Source organism: Kutzneria buriramensis (assembly GCF_003387475.1).
GTDB classification, from domain to species: Bacteria; Actinomycetota; Actinomycetes; order Mycobacteriales; family Pseudonocardiaceae; genus Kutzneria; species Kutzneria buriramensis.
Genome location: NZ_QUNO01000012.1, coordinates 96670 through 115024, shown reverse-complemented (window position 1 = coordinate 115024; position 18355 = coordinate 96670). Strand labels below are relative to the sequence as shown.

Here is an 18355-nt window from a genome sequence, read left to right as displayed (position 1 = left end):
GTCACCCCGTGTAGTCGCGGAACCCCTGGCCGGTCTTGCGGCCGAGCCGACCGGCGGTGACGAGGTGCTCGAGCAGCGGCGCGGGGGCGAAGCCGGCCTCGCGGAACTCCAGGTAGAGGGTGCGCTCGATGGCCAGGGAGACGTCGAGGCCGACCACGTCCAGCAGCTCGAAGGGGCCCATGGGCAGGCCGCAGCCGACCTTCATGGCGGTGTCGATGTCGTCGGCCTCCGCATAGTGGGCCTCGAGCATCTTCACGGCGTCGTTGAGGTACGGGAACAGCAGCGCGTTGACGATGAAGCCGGCCCGGTCGCCGCAGTGCACGGGCTCCTTGCGCAGGCGCTTGCAGACGGCGTGGGCGGTGGCGACGACGTCGGGCGACGTCGCGATGGTGGAGACGATCTCCACCAACTTCATCACCTGCGCGGGGTTGAAGAAGTGCAGGCCGACGACGTCGCCGGGCCGCGACGTGGCGGCGGCGCACTCGATCACGGGCAGCGAGGACGTGGTGGTGGCGAGCACGGCCCCGGGCTTGCACACCTCGTCCAGCGCGGCGAAAACCGCCTGCTTGACGGACAGTTCCTCGGCGACGGCCTCGATCACCAGGTCGCAGTCGGCGAGCGCCTCGAACTCGACGGCGGTGTGGATCCGGGCCAGGGCGGCGTCCCGGTCGGCCTCGGCCAGCTTGCCGCGCACGACGGCCTTGTCGAGGGACTTCCGGATCTTGGCGACGGCGGCCTCGGCCTTGTCCACGCCGCGAGCCCGCAGCACGACATCGTTGCCGGCCTTGGCGAACACCTCGACGATGCCGGTGGCCATGGTGCCGGTGCCGATCACGCCGACCCGGTGCACCTCACGCGGGGTGCCGGCGACGGTACCGGCCACGGCCCCGTCGGCGACGACCACCGGCGAGTCCGGCGCCTCGTAGGTGTAGAAGCCACGCCCGGACTTCCGGCCCAGCAGCCCGGCGGTGATCATCTGCTTGAGGATCGGCGCCGGCGCGTGCAACCTGTTGCGGGACTGGTGGTACATCGTGTCGAGGATCTCGTACGCGGTGTCGAGACCGATCAGATCCAGCAGCGCCAACGGTCCCATCGGGTAGCCGCAGCCGTACCGCATCGCCGCGTCCAGGTCTTCCCTTGTGGCGTAACGGCTCTCGTACATCCGGACGGCGTGGTTGAGGTAACCGAACAGCAGCGCGTTGGCGATGAAGCCGGCCCGGTCGCCGATCACGACCGGCGTCTTGCCCAGCCCGCCGAGGAAAGCCACGGCGTCCTCGACGACGTCATGCTCGGTGACGACGGTGCGCACGACCTCCACCAGCTTGAGCACCGGCGTGGGGTTGAAGAAGTGCAGCCCCAGCACCTTGCCGGGCCGCCCGGTGTGCACGCTGATCTCGGTGATCGACAGCGACGACGTGTTGGACGCCAGGATCACGTCCGGCCGCACGATCTTGTCCAGCTCGGCGAAGATCTCCGCCTTCAGCGCCAGGTTCTCCGGCACGGCCTCGATCACCAGGTCGGCCTCGGCCAGCGCGGAAAGGCTTGTGGCGCAGGAGATCCGCTCGAGCAGCTCGGCCCGGCCGGCCTCGTCCAGCTTGCCGCCGCTGACCGCACGCGCGGTGGAGTGCTCGATGTGCCCGCGCCCCTTGGCGATCGCGGCCTCGTCCACTTCGACCGCTACGACCCGTAGGCCGTTACGCGCGCACACCTCCGCGATGCCGGCACCCATGGTGCCCAGTCCCACGATTCCAACGGTGGTGATTTCGCGCGTCACGGCGGACCTCCGGCGCTCGTCGAAGCGGCGTCACTGGCTTGCTACGCGTCAGTAACATCCGAGCTTGGCGGAGATACTGCCATGCCGCGACCGCTCGACCGGGTGAGCTTCGCCACCGAATCGTGCAAGTTCCGCTGACAGGAAGTCACCGGAAAAAGGAGCCGGCGCCGGAACGCGTCACCCAGGATCGACACGTTCCGGCGCCGACGACTTGTCAGGCGGTCAGCACCGCGGAGACGATGATGTTGTCCACGTAGTTGCCGCTGGACTTGTCGAACGCCCCGCCGCAGGTGATCAGTCGCAGCTCGCGCTGGTTGGACGGGCCGTAGACGGCCTGCGTCGGGAACTGCGACTTGGGCACCTCCTGCACCTGGCGCACCACGAAGTTCAGCACCTGGCCGCCCTGCTCGGTCACCTTGGCCACGTCGCCGGGCTTGAGGTCGCGCAGCCGGTTGAACACGCCGAGTTGGCCGCCGCCGTCCACGTGCCCGAGGATGACCGCCTTGCCCACCTCGCCGGGCCGCACGCCGAACTTGTACCAGCCGGCCTGCAGCGGCTCGTCGACCGGCGGCACCTGCACCGTCCTGTCCGCGTTCAGTCCAAGTTGGACCAACGAGGAGTGGGCGTTGATCGCGTCCACGTCCACCCGCACCGGCAGGCCCGACCGGGTCCCGTTGTCGGCCGGCGGGGCGGCCTGCTGCTGCCCGGCCGACGTCGGCGCGCCGGCGGCCGAGGTCGGCTGGGTGGCGGGCACCGAACTGGTCAGCGCCGTGTTCTCCGGCGTGCCCTGGCGGAAGATCCCGATCGCCACCCCGACCAGCGCGAACACCGCGACCAGCGCTCCGACGACGACCATCGTGGTGCGCCGGCCCGACGGCTTCCCGCCCTGGCCGGGGTTGGGGATGTGCAGTGTCGGCTCCATGCCCCGCCCTCAGCCGCGCTGGACGGCGAGCCTGCGCCTGCGGGTCACCGCGACGCCGACACCCGCGCCGGCGACGAGCACGACGCCGCCGAGTTCGGCCAGGCCGACCAGCCCGGGACCGGTGTCGGACGGGCCGAAGCCGCCGGTCTGCGGCGCGCCGACGGGCATCACCATGGTGGTCGAGGTGTCCACAGTGGTCGACGTGGTGGTGTTGGTGGTGGTCGTGGTGCCGCCGTTGCCACCGCCGCGGTTGCCGTTGTCCACGTTGATGGTGACGGAGATCTTCTGGTCGCCGCAGCGGAAGGAGATCTCGAAGTTGCCGGACTTCACGTCGTTGCGGACCCGGGCGGTGGCCTGGAGGTTGAAGTCCCTGCGGCCGGTCTTGATCCATTCCTTGACGTTGTCGAGGGCGGCGGAGATGGCGATGTCGGCGCGGTTGGAGTCGCATTTGGCGTCGAGCTTGATCACATCGCCGCCGTGGTACGAGCGCTGCGACGGCTCGATCCGCAGCGACGCGTCGCCGTTGTTGCGGTTGTTGCTGGTGTCGGCGTACGCGACCGGCGCCACCGCGACGATCGTGAGCGCGGCGAGCGCCGCGCCCGCGGCGACCACCCGAGTGACAACCATGAGCAGTCCTTCCTGAAAAGCACTGAGCCGGCCCGGTCGGTCGTGCTCGCAAGTGACGATCGCCGCCAACTACGCCGACAGCCGCCCGACCGGTTCAGTGCGTTTCGGACTACTCCTCGAAGTTGATCTCCACCAGCTTGCCGATCCGGCGCAGCGCCTCGGCCGCGTCCGGCCCATCGGCCACGACCTTGATGGTGTCGCCGCCGCGCGCGGACAGCCCCATCAGGGCCAGCACGCTGCGGGCGTCGGCCCGCTGGCCGTCGTGGTAGACGGTCACGTCGGCCTTGAGGCTGGCGATCGTGCGGACCAGCAGCGCCGCCGGCCGGGCGTGCAGGCCGACCTCGTTGCGCAACACCAGGTCCACCCCCTCGCCCTCGGTCTTGGGCTTCTCGGCGCCGAACTCCGGCGGCCGCTCGCCGGCCGCGCGGGCCACGCCGGCGAGGTCGGCCCCGCCCTGCGCGGCCACGGCCGCCGCGACCGCGCCCTCGACCACCGGGGCGTCCACCACCACCGCGTGCAGCGGGTCGCTGTGCGACTCGACGACCAGGTCGGCGATCATCCGCGCGCTGCCGAGGTCGTAGAGCAGCACCGCGCCCTGGCCGGTGTCGGCCTGCTCCAGCGCGGTGAGCACGAGGTCGAAATCGGTGCCGAGCGTGCCGTCGCTCATCCCGCCGGCCGGCCGGATGGTCACGTCCGGGGCCATCTGCGCGGTCAACTCGGCCACGCCCTGCGCCAACTTGGCGCTGTGGGAGACGATCACGAGTCCGACGGTCATGAGGCGGCCGCCGAGTCGGCCAGCGACCGCAGCAGCAGGGACGTGGAGCGGGCGCCCGGGTCGAGGTGGCCGGCCGACCGCTCGCCCAGGTACGACGCCCGGCCCTTGCGCGCCACCAACGGAATCGTCGACTCGGCACCGGTTTCGGCCGCGGCCGCCGCGGCCGCCAGGACCTCCGCCACCGACTTGTCCTTGACGGCCTCGGCTGCCTCCACCGCCGGCTGCAAGGCGTCGACCATCGTCTTGTCGCCGACCTCGGCCTTGCCCCGCGCGACGACGCCGTCCAACGCCGCCCGCAGCGCGGCGGCGACCGAGGCGCCGTCGACCTCGTCCAGCCCCGAGGCGGCACGCAGGAATGCGGTGCCCAGCAACGGTCCCGACGCGCCGCCAACCTTGGAGATCAGCGTCTTCGCCACCAGTTTCAACACATTCGCCGGAGTGTCCACTTCGGATGAGTCCAATGCGGACACCACGGCATCGAAGCCCCGCTTGAGGTTCTCGCCGTGGTCGCCGTCGCCGATCATCCGGTCCAGGTCGACCAGCTCGTCCCGGTGCGCCGCGACGACCGTCGCCATCGCACGCACCGCCGACGCCACATCCGTTGCGGTACAGCCCATGTCACATCCCCCAGCGCAGCGCCGCGGTGCGCACCGGCGCGTCCCACAGCTCCGTCAACTCGTCGTCCAGCTTCAGCAGCGTCAGGCTCATGCCCTGCATCTCCAGACTTGTCACGTACGGGCCGACCAGTCGGCGCTCCACCACGATTCCCCGCTCCGCCAACAACTTCTCCGCGATGCCGTGCGCCAGGTACAGCTCGACCAGCGGCGTGCCGCCCATCGAGTTGGTGAACAGCAGCACGCGGTCGCCCGCGGCGAAGGGCAGGTCCTCCAGCACGGGGTCTAGCAGCCGCCGCACCAGGTCGTCGGCGGGTTCCATCTGCCGGCGCTCGCGGCCAGGCTCGCCGTGGATGCCGATGCCGAGCTCGTACTCGTCGTCGGCCAGCTCGAAACTCGGCTGCCCCACGTGCGGCACCGTGCAGGCGGTCAGCGCCAGCCCGAGCGACCGCACGTTGGCGATCACCTTGCGTGCCAACGCCTCGCAGCGGTCGAGGTCCGCGCCCTGCTCCGCCGCCGCGCCGACGATCTTCTCCAGCAGCACGGTGCCGGCAACGCCGCGACGGCCGGCTGTGTAGAGCGAGTCCTTCACGGCCACGTCGTCGTCGATCACGACCGTGCGCACCTCGACGTCGTCCATCGCGACGAGCTCCGCCGCCGTCTCGAAGTTCAGCACGTCACCGGTGTAGTTCTTGACGACCAGCAGCACACCCGCGCCGCCGTTGACCTGTTCGACCGCGGCCTGCACCTGATCGGGCGTCGGCGAGGTGAAGACCGCGCCCGGGCACGCGGCGTCGAGCATGCCCGCGCCGACGAAGCCGCCGTGCATCGGCTCGTGACCGGAGCCGCCGCCGGAGATGATCGCCACCTTGCCCCGCACGGGCGCGTCGGCCCGGGCGATCACGGCCGGGTCGCGCTGCACGCGCAGCAGGTCCGGATGGGCCAGCGCCATGCCCTGGAGGGCCTCGTCGACCACTGTGGACGGGTCATTGATGATCTTCTTCATCGCACTGTCCCCTCGCCACGGCAACAATCCGGCCCGACCTTCCTACCCCCGCGAACACGCCCACCGCCAGCGGCGAAATGCAAAGGGTAGGCTCACCTAACATGAGAACCCAGGGACTCGCCGTGCTGATCGCGGCCGCGCTCGCGCTGACCGCCTGCGGGCAGGCCCCGTCGACCGACGGTCGCTCCGAGGTGGCGCAGGGCGGCCCCGGTTTCCTCGACGCCGGCGCCCGCACCGCCAAGTACGGCACCGACGCGCTGCCCGGCGTCTTCCCGCGCACCATCACGCACGCGATGGGCAAGACCACGCTGTCGAAGAAGCCGACCCGGGTGGTCGTGCTCGACACCGGCGAGCTGGACAACGTCGTCGCGCTCGGCGTGCAGCCGGCCGGCGTCGCCTTCCCGGATGGCTCGCCGGCGATGCCCTCCTACATCGGCGACAAGGCCGGCAAGCCGGCCACCGCCGGCACCCAGAACGCGCCCAATCTGGAGGCCATCTCCGCGCTCAAGCCGGACCTGATCCTCGGCTCCAAGCTGCGCGCCGAGAAGTTCTACCCGCTGCTGGCCAAGATCGCCCCGACGGTGTTCTCCGAGCGCCCCGGCTACCCCTGGAAGAGCGACTTCCGGCTCAACTCGGCGGCGCTGGACAAGACCGAGCAGGCCGACCGGATGCTCGCCGACTACGAGGCGTCGGCGAGGAAACTCGGCCAGGACGCACAGGCCAAGCTGGGCAAGCTGCCGGTGATCTCCATGCTGCGGTTCATGCCCGGCCGGATCCGGCTGTACGCGGCGAAGTCCTTCGTCGGCACGGTGCTGGCCGACACCGGCCTGCCGGTCACCGAGTCCGGCAAGGTCGACGACCTGGCGGTGGAGATCAGCGCCGAGCAGATCGGCAGGGCCGACGCCGACTGGATCCTCTACGGCACGTACGGCGACCCCGGCAAGACGCAGCAGGCCGGGGTGCTCGGCGGTCCGCTCTGGTCGACCCTGGGCGCGGTGAAGTCCGGCCACGCCAAGGCCGTGTCCGACGAGACCTGGTACCTGGGCCTGGGCGTGCTGGCCGCCAACTCGGTCCTCACCGACCTGCGCGCCACCCTGGGGGCCTGATCACGCAGGGAGGGGGCTCTCCCTGCATCGAACGCAGGGAAAGCCCCCTCCCTGCATCAGGTCACTTGCGGCCGTAGCGGAGCTTGACGATGGCCAGCAGCTGGCGGACGGTGCCGGCGCCGCGGGTGAACGACATGGGGTTGAGCAGCGGCTTGAACTTGCGCCGGGCCACCGCCTGCGGGCGGGCGAACTCGCGCAGGCCGTCCTCGCCGTGGATGCGGCCGAAGCCGGAGTCGCCGATGCCGCCGAACGGCAGCGACGGGATCGCCGCGAACGCCACCACGCCGTTGACGGACACCATGCCGGCCTTGAGCCGCCGGGCCAGTTCCTCGCCGCGGGCCTTGGAGAAGATGGTGCCGCCGAGGCCGTACCGGCCGGCGTTGGCCAGCCTGATCGCCTCGTCCACGTCGCGCACCCGGTTGATGGTGATGGTCGGGCCGAAGGTCTCCTCGGTGATCGCCGTCGAGTCCTCCGGCACGTCCGCGAGCACCACCGGCTCCACGAACGGCGGCCGCACCGACTCGACCCCGCCGACCAGCGCCGTCGCGCCCTTGTCGAGGGCGTCCTGGACGTGGCGGCGGATGATGTCCACCTGCGACGGCATGGTGATCGGCCCGAGGTCGGCCCCGGGCTCGCCGCCCGGCCGCAGCTTCTGCGCCAGCTTCTTCACCGCGCCGGTGAACTCGTCGGCGACGTCCTCGTGGACGTACACGCGCTCGACACCGATGCACGTCTGGCCGGCGTTGGACATCGCGCCCCATACCGCGGCGTCCGCGGCCAGCTGCACGTCGGCGTCGAAGTCGACGATCAGGGCGTCCTTGCCGCCGCACTCCACCAGTACCGGGGTCAGCGACTCGGCGCACGCCGCCATCACGCGCTTGCCGGTTGCCGTGGAGCCGGTGAACGCAAGCTTGTCCACGCCGGAGCGGCACAGCGCCGCGCCGGTCTCACCGAAGCCGGTGACCACGCTCAGCACCGGGTGCTCGGGGACGATCTCCGCCAGCGTGTCGGCCAGCCAGGTGCCGACGCCGGGCGTCAGCTCGGACGGCTTGAACACGACCGTGTTGCCGGCCGCGAGCGCGTACGCGATGGAGCCCATCGGCGTGAACGCCGGGTAGTTCCATGGCCCGATCACGCCGACCACGCCCACCGGCAGGTACTCCAGGGTGGCGGCCTGGTTGGACATCAGCAGGCCGGCCGACACGCGGCGCTTGCGCAGCACGCGTTCGGCGTTGCGGGCGGCCCAGTGCAGGTGATCGATGACGATCACCATCTCCAGCTTGGCGTCCGCGGCCGGCTTGCCGGTCTCGGCGCTGATCAGGCCGGCGGCCTCGTCCAGCCGCTTGACCAGCAGCCGGCGCCACGCGTCCAGCCGCTCCTTGCGCCCGGCGAAACCCAGTTCCTGCCACCACTTGCCGGCCCGGCGGGCCTGCGCGACCGCGTCCGCCACCTGCTTGGCGTCGTGGATCGGGTGGTGGGCGACGACCTCGCCGGTGCGCGGATCCAGTGAGGCGAACCGCCCGTCACCCGACGTGGTCACCGCACTGCTCTCCGGCGCTGTCTGAGTCATCGACCCTCCCGGCATTGGTCAACCCCACTTGTTACTGAAGAGTACGCAACCCGACCCGCACTCGTCAGCACCCATTCTCCCGGTCGTGTCGCCGCGCCGTGCGGGTGAATCAGGATCGAGGCAGCTTGGACGCGACGATCTTGCCCGCCGCGACGGCCCGGTCGCACACATCGACGCCCGAGCCGCCCGGCGAGTTCAGCACCTTCACGGTGACGATCTCGCCGCTGTCGTCCCGGAGCGGCATGTCGGCCCAGGCGACCTCACACCCCGTGGCCGTCGTGCTCCGGTACGCCTTCACGCCGCCGAGGTCGACCGGCGTCGGCGGGTCGCCGAAGCCCGGCACGGCCGGGTCGATGCCGATCCGGGCCGACACATCCAGCGAGACGCCGCTCAGCCGCCACGCGCAGTCGTACAGGGACTCGCTGTCCAGGCGGGGCTTCGCGCCGACGATGGACGTCACGGTCGCCTGGTCGACCAGCGTGCACGGATCCTTGCCGGCCATCACGCTGCTGCCGGCCCGGATCGCCGGCGGCGCGGTGCGCATGCGGGCGATCACCGCGGCCAACACCTGCTTGCCGACGGCACACGGGTCGCCGCCGGTCTTGGCCTCCGTACGCAGCACGATCGCCCGGCTGGGCGAACTCTGCGTGACGGCCTTGTCGGTGCAGGAAGTGTCCTCTTTGGACTCGATCACCCGCAGGCCGGCGAGGGCGATCGCGTCCCGGTCGGCCTCCGGCACCGCGTCGCCGAGCCTGACCTGCACGGTCATCTTCTGCCCGCCGACGGTCACGTCCGCCCGGCAGCCCTGGAACGGGTCGCCGGCAGGTGTGCCGCCGGGCGTGCCGACGTTGCCCAGCAGCTTGGCGTCGAGCAGCCCGCACGGGTCGGCGGCGCGCAGCTTGTCCTCGGCGAACGCCGGGTCGACCGGCCCCGAGTCGTCGCCACCGGCCGTCGCGTCGACGGTGGCGCGCGCGGACACCGACCGGGTCAGGTCCGGGCCGGAACAGGCCGTGAGCAGGGCGGCGGCCACGAGCGCGGCGCAGGCGAGGCGGAGCACGCGTGCACGGTATCGACCAGCGGCGACGCGTGTGACCCAAATCCCGTGATCGGTCTCACCGAGAGTTTCGGGAACGATTCAGAAGATCAACGCGTCATACCAGGTGCAAGGAAACGAAACCCGGAAGGGGAACTGAAAGTGATCAAGGTTCTGCGCAAGCAGGCCCGCAAGGCCGTCCGCCGGTTCGACACCTGGACCGTGGAGGCGTTCAACCCGGTGTACCCGCACCGCAGCGGCCGGCGCTGACCGCTCAGCACCGGCCGCCGGGTAGGTGGATCAGCTCTCGCCGGCGCCAGTGGCGTCGTCGGCGGGCTCGGTCCCGTCCCCCTCGGTGGTGACGGGGACCACGATGGGCCGCAACCGGGCCCACAGGGCGAAGGCGATGCCCACCAGGAGCATCACCACCCCGCCCCACAGGTTGATGTTGATGCCGGCCGCCTTGTCCAGGCCGGCCTGGCTGGTGAAGCCCAGCCCCATCACGGTCAGCACGACGCCGTAGACGAGGAACAGCAGGGCCAGCACGTAGCGGAGGTCGAACAGCCCCGCACGCTGCTTCTTCACAGGCTCGCTCATCGAAGTCTGTCCTCCCTCACCAGAAGACGATGTTCAGGGCGGCCGCCAGCACCAGCACGCCCACGCCGAGCACCACCGGCTTGCGGTACCAGCCGGCGTTCTCGCCGGTGTCGGAGTGCTTGAGGCTGTCCCGTGGCGTCAGCGACCACACCAGCCCGACCAGCTCCGACTCGGGCTTGGGCGCGGTCACCAGCGTGACGATCACGCTGATCACGATGTCCATGATGAACGCGACGCTGGCCGCCACGAAGGCGCTGCCCTGGTTGGACAGCGACAGCGCGCCGTAGCGGTTGAGGACGTCGACCGTGACCGCGGACGCGGTGCCGACGATCAGGCCGATGCCACCGGCCATCGGCGTCATGCGCTTCCAGAACATGCCCAGCAGGAAGGTCGCGAACAGCGGCGCGTTGAAGAAGCCGAACAGCGTCTGCAGATAGTCCATGATGTTGCCGAACTGGCCGGCGATGAACGCGGTGCCGATCGCGATGACGCAGCCGACGATCGTGATCAGCCGGCCGACCCGCAGGTAGTAGTCGTCGGGCTTGTTCTTGACGACGTAGGTCTGCCACAGGTCGTAGGTGAAGACCGTGTTGAAGGAGCTGACACTGGCCGCCATGCCGGCCATGAACGCCGCCACCAGGCCGGTGATCGCGATGCCCAGCATGCCGTTCGGCAGCAGGTCGCGGATCAGCAGCTCGATGGTGTTGTTGTAGGTGATGGCAGAACCCTTGGGTGCGCCGGCGGCCTTGTACGCCGCCAATTCCGGCGACACCACCGCGGCGATCATGCCCGGGATGAAGATCAGCAGCACGATCAGCGTCTTCGGGTACGCGCCGATCAGCGGCGTGCGCCGGGCCGCGGACATGCTCTTGGCCGACAGCGCGCGCTGCACCTCGGCGAAGTTGGTGGTCCAGTAGCCGAAGGACAGCACGAAGCCGAGGCCGAACACCAGGCCTATGACCGAGAGCACCGGGTTGGCGATGCCGGTCAGATTGGAGCCGGGCCAGGAGTGCAGCTGGGCGGCGGCGTCGGAGTTGGCCGCGGTGATCTTGGCCACCAGGCCGCTCCAGCCGCCCACCTTGACCATGCCGACAATGGTCAGCGGCAGCAGCATCGCGACGATCACGAAGAACTGCATGACCTCGTTGTAGATGGCGGCGGACAGGCCGCCCAGCGTGGTGTACGCCAGCACGATCGCCGCCGAGACGATGATCGCGACCCAGGTCGGCCAGCCCAGCAGCAGGTTGATCACGGTGGCCAGCGCGAAGAGGTTGACGCCCGCGATCAGCACCTGCGCCAGCGCGAAGCTGAGGCTGTTGACCAGGTGCGCGAACCGGCCGAAGCGGCGCAGCAGGAACTCGGGGACGCTGCGGACCTTGGAGCCGTAGTAGAAGGGCATCATCACCAGGCCGAGGAAGACCATGGCCGGGATGGCGCCGATCCAGTAGTAGTGCACGGTCGGCACGCCGTACTGCGCGCCGTTCGCGGTCATGCCGAAGATCTCGACCGCGCCCAGGTTCGCCGAGATGAAGGCCAGGCCCGTCACCCAGGCCGGCATCGACCGGCCGGACAGGAAGAAGTCGAGGCTGGAGGACACCGAGCGGCGGGCCAGCGCGCCGATGCCCAGTACCAGCACGAAGTAGAAGCCGAGAAGGACGTAGTCCATGGGTCCGGCGTCCAGCCGGAGGTTCGCGTCCGCGAGGACGGTCACCGGCCCCACCTCCACACATCGAACAGCACCGAACAGCATTCACCACCATGTGGCAGGAGCGAACGTTACCGCACGGTCAAGCAGCGGTGAACAGGCCAGCGGCGCGCTGTAGTTTTTGTTGGAAAGTCACACTAAATGACCATGGGTGGACCCGCACGGTGACGAGCGGTCACGAGTCGATCACGGCTCGGCGCGGAGCAGTCCCGCGACCTGGTCAAGATCACTCCGGGTAGCCACCCGCACGTCGACGTGCAGGGGGAAGCCGAGGCCGTCGCCGGCCACGCGCGGGACCACGTGCAGATGGGAGTGGAACACGCTCTGCCCGGCCGCGCGGCCGTCGCAGACCGACAGGTTGATGCCGTCGCAGGGCAGCGGGCTGCGTCGGATCCGGGCCGCCAACCGCTGCGCCAGCGGAAACATCAGCGCGCCGGTTTCCTCCGGTAGCTCCGCGAGGTTCGCGGCGTGCTTCTTGGGCACCACGAGCAGATGGCCGGGATTGATCGGCATCAGGTCGCAGAACGCGATCAGCTGCTCGTCCTCGTGCACCACGCTGGCCGGGGCCGTTCCGGACACGATGGCACAGAACACGCAATTCAGCTCCACAGTGGACGCCTTTCCCGCAGTGACACACTGGAGGCCGTGTCGGAGCCTCTCACGCTGGTCACCGCCGTCACGTCGTGGACGGCCGATCCCGTGTCCCTGCTGGTCATCGTGGTGTTGGGTGGGTGGTACGGGTGGGCCGTGCGCCGGGTCGGGGCGTGGCCGCGGGCCCGCGTCGTCGCCTTCTACGCCGCCGGGCTCGGGTCGTACGTCATCGCCACACTGTCCAGCATCGGCGCGTACGCCGACACCTTGTTTTCGATGCGGGCCGCCCAGATCATCCTGCTGCTGATGGTCACTCCCCTGGGCCTCGCCCTCGGCGCCCCGTTCACCCTGCTCCGAGACACCGCGCCGACGCCGGTGGTGGCACGGCTACGGTCGGTGCTGCACAGCCCGTTCGGCAAGGTGATCGCCTTCCCCGCCACCGCCTCCGCGCTGCTCATCGGCACGCCGTGGGCGCTGTACTTCACCGGCTGGTACCCGGCCGTGCTCCGCTCGTCGGTGATCGACGAGCTGACCCGCCTGACCCTGCTCCTGATCGGTCTTGTTTACTTTTGGTCCCGTTTGCAGCTCGACCCCGTGCCCCGGCGCTTCCACCACCTGGTGTCCGTGTGGATCACCCTCGCCGAGGTCGTCGGCGACGCCGCGCTGGGCCTGACCCTGTGGTTCTCCGGCCACATCGTGGCGCAGGACTACTATCAGGCGCTCGGCCGCGGCTGGGGCCCCGACCTGCGGCTGGACCAGACCTTCGGCGCCGGCGTGCTGTGGATCGTCGGCGACCTGGCCGGCCTGCCGTTCCTCGGGGCGCTGGTGAACCGGATGACCAAGGAGGACGCCAAGCAGGCCGAGGAGATCGACCAGGTGCTGGACGAGCGGGAGGCCGCCGGCGAGGACACCGACCGGCCGTGGTGGGAGTCGGATCCCACGCTGTCGGAACGCTTCCGCCGCCGCTGAGCCTCGCCGGACGCTGCCCTTCCGCTGTCACCGCGCTGCCCCGCCCGGAGCTTCCCGCGCACTGCCGCTGATCTCCCTCGTTTCCCTTCGGGCGCACGGAGTTCCCGCCCGACGAGGGGTCAATGGGGGCGGGAACCCCGCGCGCGCCGGTCAGGCGGGATTGCGCACCGCCTGCTCGGCGTCCGGCAGATAGTCCTTGTACAGCCCGTTCTCGTACGTCGACCACTGGTGCCAGCTCGCGCCCTGGTCCGAGATCTCGAAGGCCGCCTTGGCGTTCTGCACGGGGTCGAACGCCTGCTGTTCGCTCACCTCCGGGTGCCAGTAGTCGTTGATCTGCCACAGGCCCCGGTCGCGGGTGCAGTTCTTGTTGACCAGCACCGCCTTCGTGTAGCCCTTGCTCTCGGCCAGCGCCACCGCGACCGCGTCGACCAGACCGTCGCCGGTGAACCCGGTGTCCATGGCCAGTCTCGCCAATTGGCTCGCCGACAGCTGGTCGCCGTCGGACTCGGTGCGCAGCTGACAGGTCTTCTCGTCGGCCACCGCCTGGACCGCCGCCGGCATCGCGCCGGGCACCAGGCCGGCCAGCACCGAGGCCGCCGCAACCGCCACGAATCGGGACACCGCATGCATCACGGCTCCATCTGAACCAGCGATTCGACGGCCACGCCAGGAATCTGTCCCGATCCGGACGGAAATCGCTTGGGGCGCAACCAAAAACGCTGAACCACCTAGTGCGAACGCTGTGGTTGCCCCGTCGCGCAATTGTTGCACAACCCGAACATCACGTCAGGTCAGGGATCATGCCGACCCGCCGCTCGTGTTCTGCGCGAACCGCTCGAAACCGACGGCACTTCCGGCGCACTCACTGCTCTCGGGCCCGGACCACCCCGGCGGAGCAGCGGGTTCGGCCGAACGGGCCGCACGGCGGACGCGACGCGTGCCGCCCGTAGACCGGCGTGGCTCCATCCGGCTACCCCTGCGGCGCAGGGGTTTTCAGACGCGCGGTGGCCGGGTACTGATCCGTACGGGGGCGGAGCGCGTATCACCCGGGGTCCCGACACGGCGAGGAGCCCATGCCCGACTACGGCATCGACGTCAGCGGCTACAACACCATCACCAGCTGGTCCGCGGTCCGCGCCGGCGGCAACGCGTGGGCCTGGGCCAAGGCGACGCAGGGCGGCGGCTACACCAATCCCCTGTTCGGCGGGCAGTACGCCGGGGCGTCGGCGGCGGGACTGCTGATCGGCGCGTACCACTTCCCCGACCCGAACGTGTCGGTCGCCGCGAACGTGGACCACTTCGTGTCGGTGGCGGGCCCGCTCGGCGCGTTCCACGACGGGGCCTTCGCGCCGATGCTGGACCTGGAGAACGACCCGGGCGACGGCATCACCTGGACCGCCGGCAGCGCCAACGGCTTCGTCGCGGCGTTCCGGGACGGCCTGCGCGCGGCGACCGGCCAGCGGAAGCTGTGCGTGTACGCGTCCCAGAGCTGGTGGGCCAGCGGCATGCTGCGGCCCGACGACTGGGCCGACGGCGACGTCTTCCTCTGCGCGGCCCGGTACCAGGTGGCTCCCGGCGACGTCGGCTGGTCGCATCCGCGGTTGGCCGTGCACCAGTACACCAACAGGGCGTCGACGCCGGGTTCGGCGGCGCCGACCGACCGCAGCGTGACCGTCGGCGCGTTCGACGCCGCGAGCCTGACCATTCGAGAGGACAAGGACATGGCCGGCTTCTGGTTCATCGGCAACACCGAGAATCCCGACGCGATCGCGCTGCTCTACCCCAACGGCGACTTCGTCGGCATCACCGGCAGCAACTGGGCCGACGTCATCCGCGCCAACGGGATACCCAAGCTCGACGTGCCGCAGCCCGTGTGGGAGGACATGCGGATGCGCCGCGACAAGGACCTCGCCACACTGGCCAACCTGATCGACAACCCGCCGCCACCGACGCCGCCGTCGAGCTGACCGCTCAGAACAGGCGGAACTCGTCGGAGTCGGTGCCCTTGAGCGCCTCGTAGTCCAGCGTCACGCAGCGGATGCCGCGGTCCTCGGCCAGCGTGCGGGCCTGCGGCTTGATCTGCTGCGCCGCGAACACGCCCTTCACCGGCGCGAGCAGCGGGTCCCGGTTGAGCAGCTCCAGGTACCGGGTCAGCTGCTCGACGCCGTCGATCTCGCCGCGCCGCTTGATCTCCACCGCGACCGACACGCCGTCGTTGTCGCGGCACATCAGGTCCACCGGCCCGATCGCGGTCGGGAACTCCCGCCGCACCAGCGACCAGCCATCACCCAATGTGGTGACGTGCTCGGCCAGCAGCACCTGGAGGTGCGCCTCCACGCCGTCCTTGACCAGGCCCGGCTCGACGCCCAGCTCGTGTTTGGAGTCGTGCATGACCTCCTCCAGGGAGATCACCAGCTTCTCGCCGGCCTTGTTCTGCACGGTCCACACGCCCGGGTCCTCGATCAGCCAGCACGGCGGGCTCATCCAGTTCAGCGGCTTGTAGGCGCGGTCGTCGGAGTGCACCGACACCGAGCCGTCGGCCTTGATGAGCAGCAGGCGGTTGGCCATCGGCAGGTGGGCGGTCAGCCGGCCGACGTAGTCGACCTGGCACCGGGCGATCACGAGACGCACCCGGACGAAGGTACCGGGGCGGTTCGGCGGCGCTCGCGCGGGGCAAAATCGACACCGTGGAGATGCTTGAAACTCGTGAGGTGTACCGCAACGCGTGGATGACGGTCCGGGAGGACGACATCCGCCGCGCCGACGGCTCGACCGGGATCTACGGCGTGGTGGACAAGCCGCACTACGCCCTGATCATCCCGCTCGACGGGGAGCGCCTGCACCTGGTGGAGCAGTTCCGCTACCCGGTAGGTCTGCGCCGCTGGGAGTTCTGCCAGGGCACCGCCCCCGACCTGGCCAGCGTAGAGGCCAAGGAGCTGGCCGCCCGTGAGCTGCGCGAGGAGACGGGGCTGGTGGCGAGCGAGCTGGTGGAGCTGGGCGTGCTGGACGTGGCGCCGGGCATGTCCAGCCAGCGCGGCACGGTGTTCCTGGCGACCGGCCTGACCGAGGGCCCGCACGAGCGGGAGGTGGAGGAGCAGGACATGCGCACGGCGTGGTTCCACCGCGCCGAGGTCGAGGCGATGATCGCCCGCGGCGAGATCAGCGACGCGCAGACGGTCGCCGCCTACATGCTGTTGCTCCTCCACGAATCCCGTCAGCCCAACCGGTAGACCTGCCCGGATCGGCTCGCGCGCCAGGATGCCGCTGATCAGCGTGAACGAGCCCGAGACGCGGTCGACGCCCCGGCGAACGACCTCGACCTGGCCGAGCGCTGTGCGTTCGCCGCGCGTTCCGCGCGGGGCGAGGTCGCGCCGGTGCCTCCACTGGCGGCTCGACCGCCCCACTGACAAGGCGCTCTGACCAGCAGGACTTTCATGCCGCTGAGCGTCTCAGTCGAGTCCAGCTACATGTGCTGGGGATTGTTTTAAGCTGGGCTTCATGATGGACGTGCGTCGGCTGGTGCTGCTGCGGGACCTGGCCGAGTACCAGACGGTCACGGCGGTGGCCGACGTGCACCACGTGACCGCCTCCGCGGTGTCGCAGCAGCTGCGGGCGCTGGAGGCCGAGGTCGGCAAGCCGTTGCTGCTGCGCGAGGGCCGGACGGTGCGGCTGACCACTGCGGGGCAAGCGCTTGCGCGACGCTGCGAGGACGTGCTCGCGGCGCTGGAGCGGGCCGAGGCAGAGGTCGACCAGCTGGCCGGCACGATCGACGGCGAGCTGGCGGTCGGCTGCTTCAGCAGCGGTTTTCCGGCCGTGGCGATCCCGATGGCGGAGACGCTGCTCGCGCGGCACCCGCAGCTGACGTTCCGGTTCATCGAGGCCGAGCCGGAGGAAACCATCCCCATGCTGCGGCAGCGGCGGCTCGACCTCGTGCTGGCCTACCGGTACCGGCACCTGGGCACGGAGCTGCAACCGGGCCTGATCAGCCTGCCGCTGGGCGAGGACCCGTTCCTGATCTGCGTGCCGGAACCGCTGCGCGAGGCGGTCGAGGCGGACGGGCTGGCGGCGCTGCGGGACCAGCCCTGGGTGGTGTTCCCCTGCGGCAGCTGCCGGGAGGCGACCGTGCACGCCTGCCGGACCGCCGGATTCACGCCGCGGCTGACGCACACCTGCGCGAGCATCCAGCCGGCGCTGGACATGGTCGTCGCCGGCCTGGGCGTGACGATGATGCCGGCGATGGCCACCCGCACCGCGCCGCCGGGGCTGGCCCTGGTGCCGGCGTCCGAGCTGCACCGGAAGATCGAAGTCGTGGTCCGCGCGGGCACCGAACGGCAGCCGGTGATCGAAGCGGCCCTGCGGACGCTGGCGGATCTGTAGCTTGCCGGCCATGGACTGGCTCGATTGGCACGACGCCTACCACCGACCGGATTCCTCACTGTCACAACGGCTTCGCGCCGTGCAGGCGCAGATCCGCAGGACGCTCGACGGCGCGCCCGCCGGGCCCGTGCGGGTGCTGAGCGTGTGCGCCGGGCAGGGCCACGACCTGCTGGAGGTGCTTGCCGACCATCCGCGCCGAGGTGACGTGAAAGCACGTCTCGTGGAGCTGGACGCACGTAACACCGCAATGGCGGCAGCGGCGGCGGCCGGGCTCGACGTGGAAGTGATCACCGGCGACGCGTCGCTGACCGACCACTACCGCGGCCTCGCGCCGGCGGATCTCGTGTTGATGTGCGGGGTTTTCGGCAACATCACGCTGCCCGACATCGAACGAACCGTCGACGCCTGCCGCCGGCTCGCCGCGACCGGCGGCACGGTGATCTGGACCCGTGGCCGCACCGCGCCCGATCGCGTGCCGCAGATCTGCGAATGGTTCGAGGCCAAGGAGTTCGACCGGGCGTGGGTGTCCGAACCGGACGTCGACTACGGCGTCGGCGTGCACCGGTATCGCGGCGAACCGTTGCCGCTCGAGGAGAACACCAGCATGTTCCGCTTTGTCGGCTTCGCCGAGCTGCAGGCCGCCGGACTGACCTGAGCGGGCGGGATCCCGAGCCGCCACAGCGGGGATC

The 18355-nt window shown here is 70.3% G+C and carries 19 protein-coding genes; 6 read left to right on the top strand and 13 right to left on the bottom strand.

What is annotated here, in order from left to right; translation table 11 throughout:
• Nucleotide 1: 1 nt before the first annotated feature.
• From BCF44_RS32340 to dhaK, 6 genes are all read right to left on the bottom strand, one after another.
• On the bottom strand, nucleotides 2–1774 hold the full coding sequence (locus tag BCF44_RS32340) for a 3-hydroxyacyl-CoA dehydrogenase family protein (protein WP_116178227.1): 1773 nt from the start codon (nucleotides 1772–1774) through the stop codon (nucleotides 2–4).
• A 214-nt stretch (nucleotides 1775–1988) separates the two neighbouring features.
• Nucleotides 1989–2696, bottom strand: a complete 708-nt coding sequence (locus BCF44_RS32335) for a class F sortase (protein WP_116178226.1) — start codon at nucleotides 2694–2696, stop codon at nucleotides 1989–1991.
• Between the two features lie 9 nt (nucleotides 2697–2705).
• Nucleotides 2706–3323, bottom strand: coding sequence for a hypothetical protein (locus tag BCF44_RS32330; RefSeq protein WP_116178225.1), 618 nt, complete (start codon nucleotides 3321–3323; stop codon nucleotides 2706–2708).
• A gap of 109 nt (nucleotides 3324–3432) precedes the next feature.
• Nucleotides 3433–4098, bottom strand: a complete 666-nt coding sequence (gene dhaM / locus BCF44_RS32325) for a dihydroxyacetone kinase phosphoryl donor subunit DhaM (protein ID WP_116178224.1) — start codon at nucleotides 4096–4098, stop codon at nucleotides 3433–3435.
• Nucleotides 4095–4715 (bottom strand): dihydroxyacetone kinase subunit DhaL, encoded by a 621-nt coding sequence (dhaL, locus tag BCF44_RS32320; protein ID WP_116178223.1) that lies wholly within the window; start codon nucleotides 4713–4715, stop codon nucleotides 4095–4097. The genes dhaM and dhaL overlap by 4 nt, the downstream gene beginning before the upstream one ends.
• Nucleotide 4716: 1 nt before the next feature.
• Nucleotides 4717–5718 carry a dihydroxyacetone kinase subunit DhaK gene (dhaK, locus tag BCF44_RS32315; protein WP_116178222.1) on the bottom strand — a complete coding sequence of 334 codons (1002 nt, stop codon included), beginning with the start codon at nucleotides 5716–5718 and terminating at the stop codon, nucleotides 4717–4719.
• A 101-nt stretch (nucleotides 5719–5819) separates the two neighbouring features.
• Here dhaK and BCF44_RS32310 point away from each other — a divergent pair, with 101 nt between their 5' ends.
• A complete protein-coding gene (locus BCF44_RS32310) occupies nucleotides 5820–6824 on the top strand; it encodes an ABC transporter substrate-binding protein (RefSeq protein ID WP_116178221.1) in 1005 nt (334 codons plus the stop codon).
• 61 nt (nucleotides 6825–6885) lie between these two features.
• Here BCF44_RS32310 and BCF44_RS32305 read toward each other — a convergent pair whose 3' ends face one another.
• The 5 genes from BCF44_RS32305 to BCF44_RS32285 all read right to left on the bottom strand — a co-directional run bounded on the left by BCF44_RS32305 (nucleotide 6886) and on the right by BCF44_RS32285 (nucleotide 12323).
• Entirely contained in the window at nucleotides 6886–8394 is a 1509-nt protein-coding gene (locus BCF44_RS32305) for an aldehyde dehydrogenase family protein (RefSeq protein ID WP_116178220.1), read from the bottom strand.
• A gap of 109 nt (nucleotides 8395–8503) precedes the next feature.
• The gene (locus BCF44_RS32300) at nucleotides 8504–9451 is read right to left on the bottom strand and encodes a hypothetical protein (protein ID WP_116178219.1); all 948 of its coding nucleotides are present in this window, start codon (nucleotides 9449–9451) and stop codon (nucleotides 8504–8506) included.
• Between the two features lie 276 nt (nucleotides 9452–9727).
• Nucleotides 9728–10024 (bottom strand): hypothetical protein, encoded by a 297-nt coding sequence (locus BCF44_RS32295; protein WP_116178218.1) that lies wholly within the window; start codon nucleotides 10022–10024, stop codon nucleotides 9728–9730.
• Nucleotides 10025–10040: 16 nt separating this feature from the next.
• Entirely contained in the window at nucleotides 10041–11735 is a 1695-nt protein-coding gene (locus BCF44_RS32290; protein ID WP_116178217.1) for a sodium:solute symporter family protein, read from the bottom strand.
• A 180-nt stretch (nucleotides 11736–11915) separates the two neighbouring features.
• The gene (locus BCF44_RS32285) at nucleotides 11916–12323 is read right to left on the bottom strand and encodes an HIT family protein (RefSeq protein ID WP_394468131.1); all 408 of its coding nucleotides are present in this window, start codon (nucleotides 12321–12323) and stop codon (nucleotides 11916–11918) included.
• 51 nt (nucleotides 12324–12374) lie between these two features.
• Between BCF44_RS32285 and BCF44_RS32280 the strand changes: the two genes are divergently transcribed.
• Nucleotides 12375–13289, top strand: a complete 915-nt coding sequence (locus BCF44_RS32280) for a cytochrome c oxidase assembly protein (protein ID WP_246015838.1) — start codon at nucleotides 12375–12377, stop codon at nucleotides 13287–13289.
• Nucleotides 13290–13439: 150 nt separating this feature from the next.
• Here the strand turns inward: BCF44_RS32280 and BCF44_RS32275 are convergent, their stop codons facing one another.
• The gene (locus BCF44_RS32275; RefSeq protein WP_116178215.1) at nucleotides 13440–13919 is read right to left on the bottom strand and encodes a transglycosylase SLT domain-containing protein; all 480 of its coding nucleotides are present in this window, start codon (nucleotides 13917–13919) and stop codon (nucleotides 13440–13442) included.
• 443 nt (nucleotides 13920–14362) lie between these two features.
• On the opposite strand from BCF44_RS32275, the gene BCF44_RS32270 reads away from it, so the two are divergent.
• On the top strand, nucleotides 14363–15256 hold the full coding sequence (locus tag BCF44_RS32270) for a glycoside hydrolase family 25 protein (protein WP_116178214.1): 894 nt from the start codon (nucleotides 14363–14365) through the stop codon (nucleotides 15254–15256).
• Nucleotides 15257–15260: 4 nt separating this feature from the next.
• Here the strand turns inward: BCF44_RS32270 and nucS are convergent, their stop codons facing one another.
• Nucleotides 15261–15920 (bottom strand): endonuclease NucS, encoded by a 660-nt coding sequence (gene nucS / locus BCF44_RS32265; protein ID WP_116178213.1) that lies wholly within the window; start codon nucleotides 15918–15920, stop codon nucleotides 15261–15263.
• Between the two features lie 62 nt (nucleotides 15921–15982).
• Between nucS and BCF44_RS32260 the strand changes: the two genes are divergently transcribed.
• The 3 genes from BCF44_RS32260 (at nucleotide 15983) to BCF44_RS32250 (ending at nucleotide 18321) form a co-directional block, all read left to right on the top strand.
• A complete protein-coding gene (locus BCF44_RS32260; RefSeq protein ID WP_116178478.1) occupies nucleotides 15983–16519 on the top strand; it encodes an NUDIX domain-containing protein in 537 nt (178 codons plus the stop codon).
• A 268-nt stretch (nucleotides 16520–16787) separates the two neighbouring features.
• Complete coding sequence (locus BCF44_RS32255) at nucleotides 16788–17666, top strand: LysR family transcriptional regulator (RefSeq protein ID WP_116178212.1); 879 nt, start codon at nucleotides 16788–16790, stop codon at nucleotides 17664–17666.
• Nucleotides 17667–17676: 10 nt separating this feature from the next.
• On the top strand, nucleotides 17677–18321 hold the full coding sequence (locus tag BCF44_RS32250) for a methyltransferase domain-containing protein (RefSeq protein ID WP_116178477.1): 645 nt from the start codon (nucleotides 17677–17679) through the stop codon (nucleotides 18319–18321).
• Nucleotides 18322–18355 lie beyond the last annotated feature (34 nt).

What these genes read in the sequence shown, in the direction of transcription:
- BCF44_RS32335 (WP_116178226.1), bottom strand. Translation starts at nt 2,696, where the DNA reads ATGGAGCCGACACTGCACATCCCCAACCCCGGCCAGGGCGGGAAGCCG.
- BCF44_RS32330 (WP_116178225.1), bottom strand. Translation starts at nt 3,323, where the DNA reads ATGGTTGTCACTCGGGTGGTCGCCGCGGGCGCGGCGCTCGCCGCGCTC.
- dhaM (WP_116178224.1), bottom strand. Translation starts at nt 4,098, where the DNA reads ATGACCGTCGGACTCGTGATCGTCTCCCACAGCGCCAAGTTGGCGCAG.
- dhaL (WP_116178223.1), bottom strand. Translation starts at nt 4,715, where the DNA reads ATGGGCTGTACCGCAACGGATGTGGCGTCGGCGGTGCGTGCGATGGCG.
- dhaK (WP_116178222.1), bottom strand. Translation starts at nt 5,718, where the DNA reads ATGAAGAAGATCATCAATGACCCGTCCACAGTGGTCGACGAGGCCCTC.
- BCF44_RS32310 (WP_116178221.1), top strand. Translation starts at nt 5,820, where the DNA reads ATGAGAACCCAGGGACTCGCCGTGCTGATCGCGGCCGCGCTCGCGCTG.
- BCF44_RS32305 (WP_116178220.1), bottom strand. Translation starts at nt 8,394, where the DNA reads ATGACTCAGACAGCGCCGGAGAGCAGTGCGGTGACCACGTCGGGTGAC.
- BCF44_RS32295 (WP_116178218.1), bottom strand. Translation starts at nt 10,024, where the DNA reads ATGAGCGAGCCTGTGAAGAAGCAGCGTGCGGGGCTGTTCGACCTCCGC.
- BCF44_RS32275 (WP_116178215.1), bottom strand. Translation starts at nt 13,919, where the DNA reads ATGCATGCGGTGTCCCGATTCGTGGCGGTTGCGGCGGCCTCGGTGCTG.
- BCF44_RS32270 (WP_116178214.1), top strand. Translation starts at nt 14,363, where the DNA reads ATGCCCGACTACGGCATCGACGTCAGCGGCTACAACACCATCACCAGC.
- BCF44_RS32260 (WP_116178478.1), top strand. Translation starts at nt 15,983, where the DNA reads ATGCTTGAAACTCGTGAGGTGTACCGCAACGCGTGGATGACGGTCCGG.
- BCF44_RS32255 (WP_116178212.1), top strand. Translation starts at nt 16,788, where the DNA reads ATGATGGACGTGCGTCGGCTGGTGCTGCTGCGGGACCTGGCCGAGTAC.
- BCF44_RS32250 (WP_116178477.1), top strand. Translation starts at nt 17,677, where the DNA reads ATGGACTGGCTCGATTGGCACGACGCCTACCACCGACCGGATTCCTCA.